Origin of the sequence: Carboxylicivirga sp. M1479, from assembly GCF_007097485.1 — a bacterium.
Classification (GTDB): Bacteria; Bacteroidota; Bacteroidia; order Bacteroidales; family Marinilabiliaceae; genus Carboxylicivirga.
In genome coordinates this window covers 47,929-64,911 of sequence record NZ_VKDE01000001.1, presented here as the reverse complement: position 1 = coordinate 64,911, position 16,983 = coordinate 47,929, and the positions used below count along the sequence as shown (strand labels likewise).

The 16,983-nt window shown below is 38.6% G+C and carries 19 protein-coding genes; 6 read left to right on the top strand and 13 right to left on the bottom strand.

Annotation, left to right across the window (positions count from 1 at the left end; translation table 11 throughout):
- Positions 1-510: 510 nt before the first annotated feature.
- The 4 genes from FNN09_RS00295 to FNN09_RS00280 all read right to left on the bottom strand — a co-directional run bounded on the left by FNN09_RS00295 (position 511) and on the right by FNN09_RS00280 (position 4,421).
- Positions 511-1,119, bottom strand: coding sequence for a DJ-1/PfpI family protein (locus FNN09_RS00295; protein WP_143299469.1), 609 nt, complete (start codon positions 1,117-1,119; stop codon positions 511-513).
- A 240-nt stretch (positions 1,120-1,359) separates the two neighbouring features.
- Entirely contained in the window at positions 1,360-1,767 is a 408-nt protein-coding gene (locus tag FNN09_RS00290) for a hypothetical protein (protein WP_143299468.1), read from the bottom strand.
- 185 nt (positions 1,768-1,952) lie between these two features.
- Positions 1,953-3,506: a WG repeat-containing protein gene (locus tag FNN09_RS00285; protein ID WP_143299467.1), complete on the bottom strand. Its 1,554-nt coding sequence runs from the start codon at positions 3,504-3,506 to the stop codon at positions 1,953-1,955.
- A gap of 12 nt (positions 3,507-3,518) precedes the next feature.
- Positions 3,519-4,421, bottom strand: coding sequence for a porin family protein (locus tag FNN09_RS00280; protein ID WP_143299466.1), 903 nt, complete (start codon positions 4,419-4,421; stop codon positions 3,519-3,521).
- 136 nt (positions 4,422-4,557) lie between these two features.
- On the opposite strand from FNN09_RS00280, the gene FNN09_RS00275 reads away from it, so the two are divergent.
- The 3 genes from FNN09_RS00275 to FNN09_RS00265 all read left to right on the top strand — a co-directional run bounded on the left by FNN09_RS00275 (position 4,558) and on the right by FNN09_RS00265 (position 7,083).
- A complete protein-coding gene (locus FNN09_RS00275) occupies positions 4,558-5,112 on the top strand; it encodes a flavodoxin family protein (RefSeq protein ID WP_143299465.1) in 555 nt (184 codons plus the stop codon).
- A gap of 86 nt (positions 5,113-5,198) precedes the next feature.
- The gene (locus FNN09_RS00270) at positions 5,199-5,576 is read left to right on the top strand and encodes a BlaI/MecI/CopY family transcriptional regulator (RefSeq protein ID WP_143299464.1); all 378 of its coding nucleotides are present in this window, start codon (positions 5,199-5,201) and stop codon (positions 5,574-5,576) included.
- Positions 5,577-5,637: 61 nt separating this feature from the next.
- Positions 5,638-7,083 (top strand): TonB family protein, encoded by a 1,446-nt coding sequence (locus FNN09_RS00265; protein WP_143299463.1) that lies wholly within the window; start codon positions 5,638-5,640, stop codon positions 7,081-7,083.
- Between the two features lie 43 nt (positions 7,084-7,126).
- On the opposite strand, the gene FNN09_RS00260 is transcribed toward FNN09_RS00265, so the two are convergent.
- On the bottom strand, positions 7,127-9,112 hold the full coding sequence (locus FNN09_RS00260; protein WP_143299462.1) for a thioredoxin domain-containing protein: 1,986 nt from the start codon (positions 9,110-9,112) through the stop codon (positions 7,127-7,129).
- A 161-nt stretch (positions 9,113-9,273) separates the two neighbouring features.
- Between FNN09_RS00260 and FNN09_RS00255 the strand changes: the two genes are divergently transcribed.
- The 3 genes from FNN09_RS00255 to FNN09_RS00245 all read left to right on the top strand — a co-directional run bounded on the left by FNN09_RS00255 (position 9,274) and on the right by FNN09_RS00245 (position 11,981).
- Positions 9,274-9,900, top strand: coding sequence for a hypothetical protein (locus FNN09_RS00255; RefSeq protein ID WP_143299461.1), 627 nt, complete (start codon positions 9,274-9,276; stop codon positions 9,898-9,900).
- Positions 9,901-11,349, top strand: coding sequence for a DUF5723 family protein (locus FNN09_RS00250; RefSeq protein ID WP_143299460.1), 1,449 nt, complete (start codon positions 9,901-9,903; stop codon positions 11,347-11,349).
- Between the two features lie 245 nt (positions 11,350-11,594).
- Positions 11,595-11,981, top strand: a complete 387-nt coding sequence (locus FNN09_RS00245) for an HU family DNA-binding protein (protein ID WP_143299459.1) — start codon at positions 11,595-11,597, stop codon at positions 11,979-11,981.
- A 336-nt stretch (positions 11,982-12,317) separates the two neighbouring features.
- Here the strand turns inward: FNN09_RS00245 and FNN09_RS00240 are convergent, their stop codons facing one another.
- The 8 genes from FNN09_RS00240 to FNN09_RS00205 form a co-directional block, all read right to left on the bottom strand.
- A complete protein-coding gene (locus FNN09_RS00240) occupies positions 12,318-13,193 on the bottom strand; it encodes a hypothetical protein (RefSeq protein ID WP_143299458.1) in 876 nt (291 codons plus the stop codon).
- 343 nt (positions 13,194-13,536) lie between these two features.
- A complete protein-coding gene (locus FNN09_RS00235; RefSeq protein WP_143299457.1) occupies positions 13,537-14,001 on the bottom strand; it encodes a septal ring lytic transglycosylase RlpA family protein in 465 nt (154 codons plus the stop codon).
- Between the two features lies 1 nt (position 14,002).
- The gene (locus tag FNN09_RS00230; protein WP_143299456.1) at positions 14,003-14,584 is read right to left on the bottom strand and encodes a DUF502 domain-containing protein; all 582 of its coding nucleotides are present in this window, start codon (positions 14,582-14,584) and stop codon (positions 14,003-14,005) included.
- Positions 14,585-14,662: 78 nt separating this feature from the next.
- Positions 14,663-15,013, bottom strand: a complete 351-nt coding sequence (locus FNN09_RS00225; RefSeq protein WP_143299454.1) for an MmcQ/YjbR family DNA-binding protein — start codon at positions 15,011-15,013, stop codon at positions 14,663-14,665.
- Positions 15,014-15,119: 106 nt separating this feature from the next.
- Positions 15,120-15,512, bottom strand: coding sequence for a diacylglycerol kinase family protein (locus FNN09_RS00220; RefSeq protein WP_221932390.1), 393 nt, complete (start codon positions 15,510-15,512; stop codon positions 15,120-15,122).
- Positions 15,509-15,844 carry a hypothetical protein gene (locus FNN09_RS00215; protein WP_143299453.1) on the bottom strand — a complete coding sequence of 112 codons (336 nt, stop codon included), beginning with the start codon at positions 15,842-15,844 and terminating at the stop codon, positions 15,509-15,511. Before FNN09_RS00215 ends, FNN09_RS00220 begins: the two co-directional genes overlap by 4 nt.
- A gap of 187 nt (positions 15,845-16,031) precedes the next feature.
- Positions 16,032-16,523: a hypothetical protein gene (locus FNN09_RS00210; protein ID WP_221932389.1), complete on the bottom strand. Its 492-nt coding sequence runs from the start codon at positions 16,521-16,523 to the stop codon at positions 16,032-16,034.
- A gap of 96 nt (positions 16,524-16,619) precedes the next feature.
- Positions 16,620-16,982 (bottom strand): YraN family protein, encoded by a 363-nt coding sequence (locus tag FNN09_RS00205; protein ID WP_143299449.1) that lies wholly within the window; start codon positions 16,980-16,982, stop codon positions 16,620-16,622.
- Between the last annotated feature and the right edge of the window lies 1 nt (position 16,983).

The following is a 16,983-nucleotide window of genomic DNA, read 5'->3' as shown; positions in this document are numbered from 1 at the left end:
CTAAGCACCAACCTTGGGATTTAAAAGCATACTTTAGTGTTTCGGATAATGCTGGCAATGCGATGCGTGTTGAAAGGTTTATCAAGAAGCAGAAAAGCCGTCGTTTTATACGCGACATAATAATAAACCAACAAAGTTCTGATTATTTACATAGCATCATTAAAAAGGCATTGAGTTAGAGCGGTCCCGAAACATCGGGATTAATCCGTAGGTCGTAGGTTCTCCCGAAGACTCGGGAACCTGGGGAGCTGAAAAGCCACTTCATTTTGAGGTGGCTTTTTTAGTATATTAGGGCTATGGAATTTTTCATATATATTCTTTACTCCCCATCTTCCAACAAAATTGGATCACATACAAATTCTGGGTCTAGGCATAAATTTCACGAAGTCTGTAAAGAAAGAGCTTCACGTCAGCCACTCCTCTAAAATTGTCTTCTGAACTCTTTTATATTGAATGATTCAGCTGCAGCTTTGACACTTGCATTGATGAATGTGAGTTGCTTACCTATTCTTACCGCAATGCCTTAACCATATCCATAAAAGCCTCAGTCAGCTCAACTGTACGGTCTTTCCCTCTATTTTTATACTCTGCCCAAGGACATCCACCTGAAGTTAGTATTTTTCCATCTTTGACCACACCGTTTCCAGCATAAGTACTTCCCTCAAAAGCACTTTTGGGACTTTGATCAGAATACAAAGCATATTCTTTATCTTTTAGTGCGCCGGCCTCGGCAAGCAAATATACCGATGCCACTTGAGCTGCAATTGGCTTCTTGCTTTTAACGACGTTTTTTACAAATTCAACGGTTTCTTCAGTGGTTTTATCAACTATCATGCATGGAATAATAAATCCATCGTAATCATTAATATCTACCTGACTCAGCTTTAAATCGGGAGTTAATGAAACAGAACCACCACGAAGTGTTTTCCCAGAAACCGTAGCAGTAAATACTTCAAAGCCTGATTGCTTCAAAATTCCCCTCATTTTAAGTGCTTCATTTTCCAACATAAATTCTAACTGCGATGATTCTTCTTTTATCAGGATAAGGACCCTTTTGGTATTCTGAGAATAAGAAAAATGACAAATAAAGAATGTGATAAGAAACAATACGGTTTTCATGATAACTGTTTTAAATGAGCATTAAATGTCAAAAAGATTAGTAACAAAACCAAGTACGTTTGTACATTGTTCACAACAATTTAAAGGTATTAGTCCATACAAAATAAAAGTTTGACCCGGTTAAGATTATGACAAAATCATAGCCATGTAATTCGATGGATGGCATCAAGCAACTCGTTTTATACAAATCCTCTATTAAGGACGGTTTCTAACAGATTTACAATAACCTGTAAAGTCTAACTAACCATCACAGCCATTATCATTATCATCATAAGATGCTACTTCTTTCCAATGCATACTAATATCAATTTGATCGTATTCATTGCCATAATTGACCTGAGTAAAAGAGAAGCTTACCATTTCATCTTCATTGACAGATAAATACGAAATAACAACTCGTTGCCTCTCAAGAACAACATCATTCTTTTTCAAAGATGCAACAACTTCAACATCATAAACACTCAGCTCGCCATTATTTTTTATTATCGCTGTTAACACAGCATTTCCGGGACTTTTGATATGTAATTCAGACTGCTCAATAACATCGCAATTCGAATAATCATCATCATTATTAATTAAGCTAGTAATAATTTGACAGCACGATGATAGAAGAATTATCAGGGCAATAAAAACAGTTGATTTTAACATAGTTGTTAGGCTTTATAATATGACACCTGCCATCTTTTAAGCACTTACAACAAATATGAATTACAACTAAATAACTGTCTATTCAAATAGAGACATTAGTTCTATCGTTAATATATACTCCAATAAATACAAAAACCCATCCACTTCAAATTATGGATGGGTTATTATAATAAATTACTGACCTATTACAAATCGAAATAAATACTCAGACCAACTGAAACAGGATATAACTCGGGCCCTTTGTTTTCTTCAAATAAAGTGGAGAAATAATAGGTGCCATAAAGGTTAATAGCACGATACCCCATGCGAGCCATTACACCATAACGGAACTCCTGCAAGTTATAACTGCCCTTTTTCTTTTGCTTGTGCGGCTCTTCATTATCGTTATAAATAATACGGTTGTAGGAGTTAATACGCCAGCCACCTATACCACCTGCAGATAAATAAAAAGAGTTACGATAGTTGTTGGTTGGAATCTGAAATTCCATTAGCAATGGCACATTCAAATGCGTAGTAACCAATTTATTTTTATCTAAAGGACGTGTGGCATCTTCGTAAGTTATATTACCATTATCATCTTTGCTTAAAATAATAGGATTGGAGAAATGATAGTTATTCCACTCAATACCCAAACCTGTTACCAAGCCAATATTCCCGCGTCGATCGAGACCAATACTCCACTGAAAGGCGTTGATAGCATAGGAATTTGAGCGCCCTGCATCCAACTCCATATAATTATCATCTGGTGGCAAGCTGGTGCTAAAATCGTAGGTTACGTAATTATTAAAGCCAAACTCAACGCCTGTGTAATGTCCCTTAAAACGTCGATTATTATTTCTAGTCTTGTTACGATTACGGTCTCTTCCACCTATTTCAATGTAAGTATCATTGCCTTTTTCGTTGATCACAATATCACCACCAAGAATCTTTATGTGCGTTTTATTGCCCTTTTCATCTTCAATTACCACCTCTTTTTCATTGTCGCTGGTAATTACTTTGGTTGATGGAGGCTCTTGATAATCTCCACTAGGGGCAGGCAAATCCAGTGGTTGTCCTGTTTCGTCAATCCAAACCATTTGTCCCTCGAGTAAGGCTTTGGCTTTGCCATTTTCAAACGCCCAAATGTGCGTATACATCGGCGGAATAATTTCATTCCCATAATAATCGATGTAGCCAACCTTGCCATCTTTTAAAACGCGAGCTTTACCATTCTCATAGCTCCATATCTGTTGATATTCACACGGAATAATCTCATGTCCGGTAACATCGATGTATCCAATCTTTCCATTTTTTAATACCCGGGCTCTTCCATCATCGTAAGCCCATATTTGTTGATATTCACATGGAACAACTTGTTCGCCTTGTTTATTAAAATAACCCAGCTTACCATGTTTTAACACCTTTGCCAGATCATTACTAAATGGCCATACCTGATCATATTCAGCTGGTATAATTATTTGTCCACTGATATGAAAAACACCAGCTTTGCCAGATTTCAATACACGGAAATATCCGTTATCATCTAAATTCCACACTTGATTATATTCACAGGGAACAATGATTTGACCATTGGACTGAATAATGCCCACTTTACCATCTCGCATAACTCGGTAAATACCAGTTTCAATTTCCCAATGCCGCTCATAAATCGATGCAACAGTAGAATCAATAGTTTGTGCGAGCATCCCTCCAATCGAGATGAATAAAGCGATGCTTATGATGCTAAGTATTTTGCGCATGATAACTGTGATTTAAAATTGAATAAGCGATAAGCCAACTGTAAACGGATACAATTCAGGACCTCTGTTTTCGGTGTACAAGGTTGAGAAGTTATAACTGGCATAAAGGTTAATAAAGCGATATCCGAAACGCACCATGGCACCATACTGAAATGGTGTTAGGTTAATATCGCTATGCCCTTTGTCCTTAACCCGGTTACCATTCTCTTCGTAAACTAACTTAGTATGGCTCCCCAACTTAAATCCGCAATATGGTCCTGCCGATATATAAAATCGGTGGAAAGGCTCTGAACTTGGAATCTGCCACTCCAGTAACAAGGGAATATTAATAAACGAGGAGGTAATTTTATTTTTTTCAACATCGCGCTCAGGAGGAACCGGCACTCCAATGGTCATGCCTGTATCGGGGTCGCGCTCAAAAGTATATGGCTGATCGGTTCGGTAATTATAAAAAGTCCATCCGGCACCTAAGACCAAACCTAAATTGTTCTTATGCCGCTGCAAGCCGATGTTATATTGCAAAAAATTGATGCTAAACATTACCGATTTGGAGCCATTCAAATCCATGAATATATCCTCGGGAGGCAAGTCTGTTGAGAAATCTGATGTTAAATACCCATTGAATCCTAAATCACAACCAGCCCAATGACCTTTAAATTTCTCACGGGGTACACGCACCATTCTAACACGAGCGCGGTTGTAATCTTCTATAATTTCAAAACGACGGGTGCCAATTGTAATTTTGGTAATGGTGTCATTAAATTCATCCACTTCAACCTTTACACCTGGAGCCGTTACAATGCTTTTCCCCCGGCTTTCTTCAACGGTAACAATGCTTTTTGTTTTGGTCTCTTGAGCCATTAAAGTATAGCTTAATAAAGAAAGCATGAATAGTATCGTGTATCTTCTTGTCATGATCGTCAGTTTTAATTCGCAATTCAAAAGTAGGACGCCTGCCTCCTTTCATTTGTTACAGGCATAATTCTTTTAGTTCGTGGAAATAGTCATAAAACTATAGTAACTTGTTTGTTACTCACTTAAAAATAACCTTATGCACGTTGTAATATTTATCGGAAGTCCACGCGAAAATGGAAATACCTCAACAGTAGCATCCGTTTTATCACGTCATTTAGAAGAGAAAGGTGCAGAATGCAAAAGTTTTCATCTGTATCAGCATACGATACAACCCTGTATTGATTGCAGAAAGTGTAAGTCTGACGACATGGTGTGCGCTCAAAATGATGCCATGAGCTTGTTATATGAGAACATGGAATGGGCTGATGTAATTATCTTTGGTACTCCCATTTATTGGTTCGGACCATCTGCCAAAACAAAACTTTTGATTGATCGATTTAGACCCTACTTCGCTAATAAAAAATTGTATGGAAAGCGTGCCGCATTGATTTTACCTGCCGGATCTGGAGCTGATGACTGCGATATGGCCATTGAACAATTTAAACGCGTGTTTAAAGCTTTAGGCATGGATTTTATTAATGCCATAACCCTGCAGGCATATGATGAGCACGATGCAAAAGACAAGCTTAAAGAACATGATTATGTGCGTGATTTAGCCGATCGCATTATGGAAGAAGAAGTGGCCAACTAAATCTTTCAACTAAAAAAATAGTGGAAAAGTTTTGCATTGTGTTTTTATGCCCTTATATTTGAACTAATATTTTAGTTGAGAGAGAGATGAAAGAATTGACCAAAGCAGAAGAACAAGTGATGCAAAAACTATGGGAACTGGGCAAGACCAATGTAAAAAGCATCATCGAACTCATGTCGGAACCCAAGCCGGCCTATAATACCGTATCAACCATTGTGCGCATACTCGAGAACAAAGGCTTTGTCGATCATGAAAAACTCGGCAAGGGATATGTGTATTTCCCTCTTGTTTCAAAGGAAGCATACAAAAAAGTATATATGAAGCGCTTTATGTCGAATTATTTTCAAGATTCATTTAAAAACATGGTGTCTTTCTTTGCCAAAGAGGACAAAATGGACATTAATGATTTGGAAGAATTACTGAATGATGTAAAAAAAGATCTGGATGAAAAGAGTGAGGATTAATTATCCTCTTATCTAGTGTATTGATTTATATAAAATTTGACTTTTACCTGATTATATCCCCATGAATCTACTTGTCAATTACCTATTCGAGTCAGCATTAATTTTAGGCTTATTAACAGCATTTTATCGTTTGGTATTACATGCCGAACCTACTTTTAAGTTTAATCGCTATTACTTGCTGCTATCACTATTGTTGGCGACCGTTGTACCTATTTTATCATTTACAATAGACAAAACGGCCGCCATTGAGGGCGATGTATATGTGGGTAATGTAATTGATACCATTACTGTTTATGCGCAAAACACAAAAGCTGTGGTAGTGCCTGTTGTGGCAAAATCGCCAGCTTTTAAATGGTTATATAGTATTGGTTGCTTGGGATTGTTGCTTCGACTAGCATTTGGCTTTATCCGATTGGGCGGATTAGCCGGACGTGTGAAACTGGTCAGTTTTAAAGGGTATAAAGTAGCTGATTTGCCCGGTCAGTTTAATCCTTTTTCATTTTTTAATGTGGTGTTTATTAATCAATCGCGCTACTCCGACAAGGAGCTGGAGCAAATTATGATTCATGAACTAACGCATGTTCGTTTAAAGCACACTTGGGATGTGCTCTTTCTCGAACTTCTCTTAATTATCCAATGGTTCAATCCTTTTGCATGGCTCTTGCGCAATATGCTAAAAGAGTTACATGAGTTTCAGGCCGATAAAAAAGTGCTTGAAAAAGGTTTCTCAGCTAATAGCTACAAAGAGTTGTTGTTGTTTCAGGCAACTGGTGCCCGCCTCTTGCCCGTCAATAACTTCAACCAATCATTAACAAAAAAACGATTTTCCATGATGACGAAAAATAATTTCAATAAGATATTTGGTTTAAAACCTGTTCTAGCCATTGTTACCATCTCGTTGGTGGCAGTGTTGTTTGCCTGTGAATTACGCGAGGTAGAGCCTGAACTAACTCAAGATGAGGCCGAGATAAAAGAAGCCATTGAAAACACCAACGCACAACTTAAAACAACTACTGGCCCTGTTTTCTTTGTGGTTGAGGAGATGCCCGAATACCCTGGTGGTGAAGACGCACTTCGCACGTACATTTCAACAGCGGTCAAATACCCTGAAGAAGCAAAGAACGCTGGTGCAAGCGGTCGTGTTTATATCTCTTTTGTTGTGGCAAAGGATGGATTTGTACGTGATATAAAAATTGCCCGTAGTAGTGGACATTCCATTTTAGACGAAGAAGCCATTCGGGTAACTGAAAAAATGCCACAATGGAAACCGGGCATGCAAAGAGGAGAAGCTGTAAACGTTAGCTACACCATCCCAATTAACTTTGCGTTGAATGGAGAAACTGCTTCCAACAACCAAAAAACACCATCAAAGCTTGATACTCCAGAAAAAAGAGCTGCTTTTGCTAAGGAAATGAAAGAAAAAGGTGCTACTGTTGAGTTTAATGAGGATGGTTCATTTAGTTTAATAATGGAAAAAGGCACTGCTACACCTGTGCAAAACAATTAAATAACAAAACCATATACCCTACTCCCTTAGCATCTTAAAGATGCTAAGGAAGTAACTCCGGTTTCTCCACAGGTAACTCACATACTTTATTCCGGCACCTATAAATAAGCGTTGCTTCCTCCTTGTATCTATTTTGTACTACCTCAATGGATGATGCACCATTAAGAGAGCCCGCATAAACCACACCTGGCCGCAACTTCTTTTGTAACTCAAATCGGTATAATTCTGCCTTAGCGCCAAGCACCACCAACTCCTGTCGTTTATCTTGTAAATGCTTTAATAGCGCCCATTGTGCATAGTAGGTCGGGTGCTCCTCAGCTATCTTTTGCATTTTATCAATCAGGGCATTCGCCATTTGCTCATACTCTGGCAAGTGGTTTAGCTGGTGTAAACGCATTAAGTTATTCGCCATTGCTCCCACCGACGATGGTATCACATTATCCTGCACATCGGTTTTACGTGCGATGAGCTGCTCGCCACTTTTTGAGGTGTAATAGAACACCTGCGCCGTAGAATTATAAAAATGCTTGACCACATACTCACTTAAGGCCAAGGCTTCATGTAAATAACTCTCATTAAAACTCACTTCGTATAACGCGATAAGAGCATCAATCATAAAAGCATAATCATCTAAAAAGGCATCAATTTTACTAAGGCCATTTTTAGATGTACGGTATAATCCGCCATCTGTTTGTTTAACCTGAGACAATAGGTAAGTCATGGCCTTTTCGGCCTTTTGTAAATACGCTTTATCGCCAAATGCCTGATAAGCATCACAGAGCCCCTTTATCATCAGGGCATTCCATGATGTCAAAACCTTATTATCTAAGCCCGGTCGAACACGTTTGTTTCGTTCTCCCAACAACAAGTTCAGAGCTTCGTTAAGTGAACGGTTAAATTGCACAGCATCCACCTGATGTTTTTGCGCATAAGCTTCGCGAGTGATGTCGCCATGTAGTATATTTCTGTTTGCTTCCCAATTACCCTTTTTAGTAATATTGAAATACTTAAAGAAGGGCTCATTATCTCCCAGTAACTCTTTTAATTCGTCATAGCTCCACACATAAAATAAACCTTCTTCGCCTTCACTGTCGGCATCAAGGGCCGAGTAAAAAACACCTTCATCGGAAGTGAGCTCACGGGTAACAAAATCTAACGTTTCATCAACAACACGTTTATACAATTCGTTGCCACTGGTTTTATAAGCATTGCTGTATAAGGAAACCAGTTGCGCATTATCGTACAGCATCTTCTCAAAATGAGGGGCAAACCATCGCTCATCAACAGAGTAACGTGCAAAGCCACCGCCTGCCTGGTCGTATATACCTCCTGAAGCCATCTGATCAAGTGTCAGGTACAAAAACGAAAGCAACTCATCGTTGTTTTGCAAAGCTCCTATTTGATGAACCAATTGAAGCGCTACCGGCATGGGGAATTTGGGAGCGCCATCAAAACCGCCGTACTGGGTATCAAAACGTGTTTGCGATTTCAAAAGGGCCTTGTAAATATCAACATTACCCACTTCAGCATCTGCCAGCGGCATTTCAATCTGTTGTATGCCCTCCGTTAGTGCTTTGGCCTGTTCCAATAACTTCTGAGGACTGTTGGTGTGCAAGGACGATAGTTGTTGCAATACCTCCATCCATTGTTGCTTAGGAAAATAAGTACCACCCCATACAGGTCGTCCATCGGGCAAGGCAAAGCAATTAAGTGGCCACCCGCCTCTTCCCGTGAGCATTTGAACAGCCTCCATGTATATTTTATCCACATCCGGACGCTCTTCCCTATCCACCTTAATACATATAAAATGCTCATTCATCAATTGCGCTACCTCAGCATCTTCAAAAGATTCATGTTCCATTACATGGCACCAATGACAAGCCGAATAACCCACACTAATGAGTAATAGCTTGTTATCATCTTTTGCTTTTTGCAAAGCCTCATGGCCCCACGGATACCAGTCAACAGGATTATGAGCATGCTGTAATAAATACGGACTTGTTTCGTTTATTAATTGATTACTATGCATTGATTCGTCGTTTTTAGATGTGGAATATCCATTTCATAGTAACAGAACACACACTCTGTATTGAAGTTCATTATGCATTTTTATTAATGATAATTGCTATTGATGTCAATTATCGATTAATTGAAGAATCATATCAGTGTATAGAATTAAAACATGAGAGTATGAACAGTCGAATTTATATCGCTTTACTTTTAATAGGCCTATGTGCATGCACCGGTTTAGATGTGGATAAGATATCTGAAAACTTTGAGTACACGCCCGACTTTTCGCTGCCAATTGGTAAATTAACGGTTCAATACGACGATGTAAATGATTTGCCAATTGACTTACCCGACCCTATTGACTCGGAACCTGTTAACTGGTCGGAAACGGATACAGCCTACTTCAATTCCAGCGAATCAGTGGCCGAACGTAAATACATTCTATCCATGATGATTCAGTTCGACATCACCAACCGTTATCCGGCTTATATGGATGCTGAGTTATACCTGATCGATGCCATGGGTAACGATATATATTTAACATCATCGCCAATTATATTGGAACCCGCCGAAATAAATGCTGATGGAGAAGTAGTAAAAGAACGTCACACACAACCCTATCCTTATCAAATGCCTTTATCAGATGAGATGATTGATGCCTTGTTAACATCTACTCAAATTGTGATTAAGGCCAGTATTAAGGAGTTGCTTTTTACCGACGAAGTAGTGAATCAGTTTCCAAACTACCAGGTGGATATGGCTGTTGGTGTGCAGGCCGAAGTGGACTTTAGCATCAACAACAACTAAATGAAACGAATCCTCAACGCTATACCAGCCCTTGTTCTATTGTTGCTGACTTCCAACCTGGCAGCGCAACAAAACCTGACCTTGTTTTTAATGCACGATGTGCCACAGGCGAATTATGTCAACCCTGCTGTGGCCTACGATTGCGATTGGATAATTGGTGTTCCTGGCCTATCTTCTGTACATGTCAATTATAATAATAGTGCCTTTGCACCCAACGAGGGCTTACGTTATGATTCTTCGACCGATTCGCTCTATTTGAATTTCAATGAGGTAATTACTCAACTTAACAATACCGAAATAGTTGCCTCAACTGCCCACTATACTCCTTTGTATGCTGGCTTTTGGGTAAAGGATTACTGGCTTTCATTGGCTGTAAGCGAAAAGGTAACCTCGTTTAACACAGTTCCGAAAGCAGCTGCCGAACTGGCTTGGTATGGCAATACACCTTTTGTTGGTCGTGAGGCTAGCCTGGCAGGTTTGCGAGCCAATGGCTATCATTTTAGAGAATATGCCCTGGGGCTAGCCCATCAGATATCAGAAAAATGGAGTGTTGGCATACACGCCAAACTACTTTTTGGAAAAGGCAGTGTTTATACACCTAATACCAAGGGCGGCATCAGTACCAACGCGTTGAATTTTGGCTTAACAGGCATTTTGGATACGGAAGTAAGAGTATCATTCCCCATTGAGGTTGAGCTGGATGAAGAGGGCTATGTTAATAACATTGAACTACAAGAAGATGTGGACTGGATGCAGTACATGATGAACCGAAAGAACCTTGGCGCTGCTTTCGACCTTGGTTTTATCTATCAATACGATGAGGCAACTACTTTCTCGGGCAGCTTGCTAAATGTCGGTCTCATCGGATGGAAAGCCGAGCTCAATACCTTTGTTTCAGATGGTGTTTTTGAGTTCACCGGCACCGATTCATCCACCGAATTTAACAGCGGCGATTATATCCAGGAGTTGGCTGATAGTTTGCGACATCAGTTTTTACCTAAACCTGACAACAACGGTTTCACAACCAACCTAGCACCCGAATTATATTTGGGCCTTACTCGCACCTTAAATCAACACCTGAATGCAGGAGCCGTTTTTTACAGCAAATTTCTACGCAATAAAGTAATGCCTGCTTTTACTTTATCGGCCAATACCTATAATTACAAAAAACTCAATGCCTCAATATCCTACACAGCCATCAATGGCGATTACTTTAACATTGGGGCCGGGCTAGGTCTTAAATTGGGCATGTTCCATTTACATGCAACAGCCGATAATGCGCTTGGTTTTCTTAAGTTAGAAAACCAACGCAACCTCAATCTGCGCTTTGGTATGAGCATTGTTCCCAGCTGTACCGAGCGTAGCAAAAAGAAAAAAAGCCCCGGCAACAAGGGCATTAGCGCTATGCCATGTTATCACAATCCGTATAAAAAGGAATCCAGACGATAATACCTCTAAACTGCACATAGTCTTACTCTCCCTTACTACCGCATGATGATGACTGTCTTTGGGTAGATTGATGACATTTCATACGGATGAATATGATTTTTTCACTTGATGTTTCTTGCTTTTAACACCTGTTAAACTTACCTTTTAACTAGTGTTATAATATATTATTACATTAGTTAAAAGATTAAAAGCACAGCACAAAAATTCAATACCATACTTACAAAAAACCATAAACACAGTGAAGAATGTCCATTAAATACAAGAAAGTAAAACAAAGAGTCACCAATGCAAAGGGACAAGTGAAAGAGGTTTTTTTCGCAAGAGCCTGTCAACGTCATAAAGTCACCCTTGAGGATGTAGCCGAACACATTGCCGGTTACACTTCCTTATCAAGGGGTGATGTGTACAGTGTACTCATCGCTTTGTCCGACACCATTCCAGATTATCTGCTGGATAATAACACTGTGGAACTTGGTGATTTGGGAATTTTTAGTCTGCACTTTAACAGCCAAAGCGAAGAAGCTGAAGAGAAAGTAACATGGCGATCAATTCAGGAGCTTAAAATCAGGTTCAGACCTGGTAAACGCATAAAGGATCGCTTAAAATTTCCTAGTTTTAAATTGGCGAAGTAGCGTTGACAAAAAAAGATTGCATCTTATTATACCATAGATGTATAATAAGATGCAATCCCTTATTTTTTTCATCCCTAATAAGCGACTTATATTCTTCTTCAGAGAAACATTACTTATGTCTCAAGCCGACTGGCTTTTCATTTTTGCCTACAGCTGCAAAAACGAAACAAAAAAAGCCGCCGCTAACATGAAAAAGCTAAAAATCATCCCTCTTCGCTAAAAGAAAAGAACTCTCCCGAAAAATCGGGATCAAACAGCTTTTCTTTTTTTACGCTTCGTTTAATGATTTTCTTAACGCGTTTACATGAAGGCGGATTAATTACCCTCAAAAATCACTTACAGCAACTTATCCAATTGAACAGCTTCGCTTTTCTGATCCAAACGCAGGTAGGTGTTTTTTAGATAGCGAATGTAGCTTTTGTTTTTAGGGTCGTGCTTACGTAATTGTAAAAAGACGTCGCGTGCGATACGAAAATCCGATGATACCTTTTTTAAATCACGACGCAGGTAGGCATATGTAGTGGCATTTTTGTTCTTGTTGTATTTGGCCATCTCATACTTGTATCTATTTTCTGCTTTCTCGTAATAGTATTTGGCTTTCCATTCCAAAGCCTCAATATAATTCGGATACGCTTTTAACAATTGGTTGCAGGCCTTAGCTGCCGGATATCCTTTTTTCTCAGCCTCAAGTGCTTTAATATGACATAACTGTGCTTCTTTTGATAGCTTTACATCAGCTGGTTTGTTGGCCACCACATCTATTAGCACTTGATTATTTCCCTTTGACTCATTTAAAAATATTAAACGTTCCGTCATCATTTGTTTCAACTCAGGTGCACTTACCTTATCAGCGTAGCTATTCCACAGGGCTAGCTCCTCGTCTACCTGACCATTGGCTTGCAGCATTTGCGAATATTCGGCCAATAGTTTTGTATGACCTCCTTTGGCTAACAAAGTGTTGTATAGCTCGCTTGCTTCATCCACTTTATCGAGCTGTGCACAGGCCTGTGCTTGTTTAATGTATAGCTCATTGCTAATGTCAACACCATTGGCTGAAGCAACTGTGATATACTGGGTGTACTGCGTATAAGCAGTAGCATAATCGGCTTGTTCAAAAGCTGCATCACCCTCTGATTGATACGTACTTAGTTTAGAAGTTGGATTACAGGCAACCATGGCAACTGCAACAAGTAATATGATTATTTTTTTCATGGTAATCGTGTTTTGAATTTTAATAAACAGCGAAGATACAATCAAAAGCTGTGCCGAACAATAATTTATTAACCTGAGCTCGACGTAAAATTTATTGCTCAGATCGCTTATAAATATTGAGTTTTAAGGACTATTTGTGAAGGCATAGCGGGCTATGTCGAACGAATATGACGCAGAAAATCGATGTTTATAAGTGGGTACATTAATCTTTTCATTAAATAATCGATCTACTGCTCTAAATTTAATCGCCATAGTTTACTATGCCTTAAAAATTTAGATTGTATATCAATCACTTAATGAAATCTGAGCTCTTAAATTTTAATCGAACTCAGGTTATTAGTACCTAGCGCTGCGTAATTAGTGCTTTGGAGAGCTTGTTATAATTAATAAAACACGTGAGTTGCACAAGCTCTAACTCATTATTGATTGCTACTAATAAGTCATCTTCATCCACACTTTGATGGGCCATTTCAATACGCACCCTGGCAATACCTTGATGCACAAAATCAAGTTCAGTGGCAGCTAGCACACTTAAATCAATAATGCGCCCTTTGATAAACGGACCTCTGTCATTGATGGTAACCGTAACTGTTTTATTGTTTTGCAAATTGGTAACCACCACTTTACTGCCAAACGGCAACGTTTTATGAGCCGCTGTATAATATTTATTGGAGAATATTTGTCCACTAGCCGTGGGGCGCCCCTCGAATTTATCGGCATAATACGATGCCTTTCCCGTTTGCTCAAATGCCTGAGACAACACAAGCACCCCTTGTAATGCAAATAGTATGAGGAGTAAAAAGCGCATCTTACTTAACTTTAGCCACACCTCCCGATACAATAAACTTCATTACTTCGGCCGGATGCGCATCAATGGGTTTTACTTGATTGGCAGGCACAACATACAACTCACCCAAAATACCGTATGAACTAGGCATGTAAACAGCTATTTTATCGTGCACACCTATGTCGCTTAAATCTGATGAAGTGATAAAACCAAAACGCTCTACCAGCCCCTCTTTGTCAAGAGCTACTAAAACAGGCTTTTCAAACTTCCGCTCTTTACCTACAAAAGCCGATAACAAATCCTTAACCGACGAATAAATTACTTTTATCAGCGGCGCTTTTTTTAGACCGCGTTCAAATGAATTGCTGATGGGCGTGGTAATAAACTTTTGTCCAACAAAGCCAATGAGGGTGATAAATAGAAGAATCACAAATAGCCCCAAGCCAGGAAAATTAAATTCTGAATAGGGCTCTTGCTGAAATATCTCTAAGTCGCGTAACAAACCATCTAGCCAGATAAAGGCAAAAACAATTACATATATGGTGACTGCAACAGGGACAACATACAGTAATCCTTGGAAAAAGTATTTGGCGAGTTTCTTCATTACAAAAATTGCTTAGTGAATAGTGCCAAGTGCCCTGTTTATGTTTTAAGCACTCGGCGCAAAACTAGACTTTAAATTCTATAAACCATTTTCCTCACGTATTTTCTTGCTCAAGCTTTTTACAATAAGTTCGTACGAGTGATCAATTAACTCCTTTATAAAATCGTCTTTCAGCGAGCCATCGATATGTACCGTATTCCAGTGCTTTTTATTCATGTGCCAACCTGGCTGGATAGCTGGAAACTCTTCGCGCAGCTCTATGGCACGCTCCGGATCACATTTGAGGTTGATGCTAAAATCTTTATCCAGACCGGTGAGAGCAAACATTTTATTGGCAACTTTAAATACCAGAGTTACCTCATCAAAAGGAAATGTTTCGGTAACAGCAGGCTTTGCTATGCAATATTCTCTGTATTCTTCTATATTCATGACTTAATGGTGTTAAAGATTAGCAATATAGCTAAATCGTATTGATAGGGATAGATTAAAAGCAAATGGGTAATTTGCTTATTACAAACTCGGCGATACTATATGCCTATCCCCACCACTCAATTATCTTTGGAATAAAAATCAATCCGCCTACAAGCATTGATATTAGAGCTGAAATCAATACCGCACCAGCGCAATAATCCTTTATTAGTCCTATTTTATCATTCCATTTGGGCTCAACAAAATCTGCAAGTCGTTCAATAGCTGTGTTCAATAATTCTGTTAGAAAAACTAGTCCGGCCACTATTATAATGGCTATCCACTCAGCTAATTCAATTCTAAAGAACACTCCCAACGCCAAGACACAAATTAATGCAAGCAGATGTATTCGGGCATTGTGCTCACTCTTAATCAGGTGTTTTATTCCATTAAAAGCAAAATGGAAACTCTTTAATCTTTTTCTCAATGAAAAACTATCTGTATTCTTCAACCCGCTCATGGCAATAATGCATTAGTTTTTCCATCAAATAATTCAATCCAACAGAATAAATTAAACAAATAAACAAACACAACTATAAGCCCTAAAAATATCAGAATTATTGTATTTAAAGTGCTTCTTATTTCAGGATGACGACCGTTAAAATATACGATATAGGGAAGAACCAAATAATACCCCAACAATACAATCATTGGGATATTCACTACAAACCCAACTTCATACCTTAGAACGCCACCTAACAGTATTGAAATCAGGAAGTATGCAAGTAATACATTTAAAACTAAATTTATTATTAAAGTCAAAACCGGATGTTTGCTAACTGCTTTCATCATTTATTTTCTCTTATTTATCCAAAAGATTCTATGTCAATTTGCTTTTGAACAAAGCTATTGTAGCTTGCTTTTTTTGTTATCAAAAGGTCTCATGTGTACGTATTGCTTTTGCTTATTATTAACCGCCTTAATATGCTGAGAATGGGTTTTTGGAGTTCTAATCCAGACCCAGTTTTAATAGGCATTATTATTCTATTTTTTTAATTTCATTATCATTTGAAATAATGAAGTAAGTTTTACCATTTGATACTACTTCCAAAACAACATCTACCTCAATTCCTGTATCCCAATTGGGTCCTTCAGCGCTATAAAAGGAGATAGAATAATCACTAGAGCTATTATCATCTATCGTCGGGAAAGTCTTCCATGCTTCAGAATCGTTAATTACATACATAAACTTTATTTCCAAGTTATCTGGGATAGCGTTCTTGTCCATATCACTTAAGCTACAATGTGCTACAAGTCTATGATCTTTTTTTGAGAGACCACCAGGCATAAAATTCCGATAAAGGTCTGGTTGAATAAATAAATCCTGATTGTTAATGGTAACAACTTCCGAAGCTTTAGAATATAACTCTGAAATATCATTTGGATCCTTTATCAAATGTCCATCAAATTTATATTTATCGCATGAACTTAAAATGATCATCATGCAACTAATAATTAAAATGCTTCTCATAGAAAGTAGTTTATCTTAGACTAATTAATATTCATAGTTTGTCTTACTGCAACAAAGGTTATAATGCCATCTGAATGATGTATGTTATTTTCAGCCTCACAAACTCGGATGAAATGCCTCATCAATGTGTTCAATCGTCCAATCCTCACCATTGGGTATAAGCGTTACAACATCAAAGCGCACTTCATTTTCAATATCCATTTCATTAATGTAGGCTTCGGTTGCTTCCACTATAAAACGAATTTTTCCGTTGGTAATGGCCTCTTTCGGGCTTTCCCAGCCATCTGTAGAGCGAGTCTTTACTTCAATTACCACTAGGTAGTTGTTATGCTTGGCAATCAGGTCAATCTCCTTGTGGTTATACACCCAATTACGTTCCAGTATCTCAAACCCTTTTTTCTCAAGGTATTCGGCAGCTATTGCTTCGCCCTTTTTACCTAATACATTATGATCGGCCATT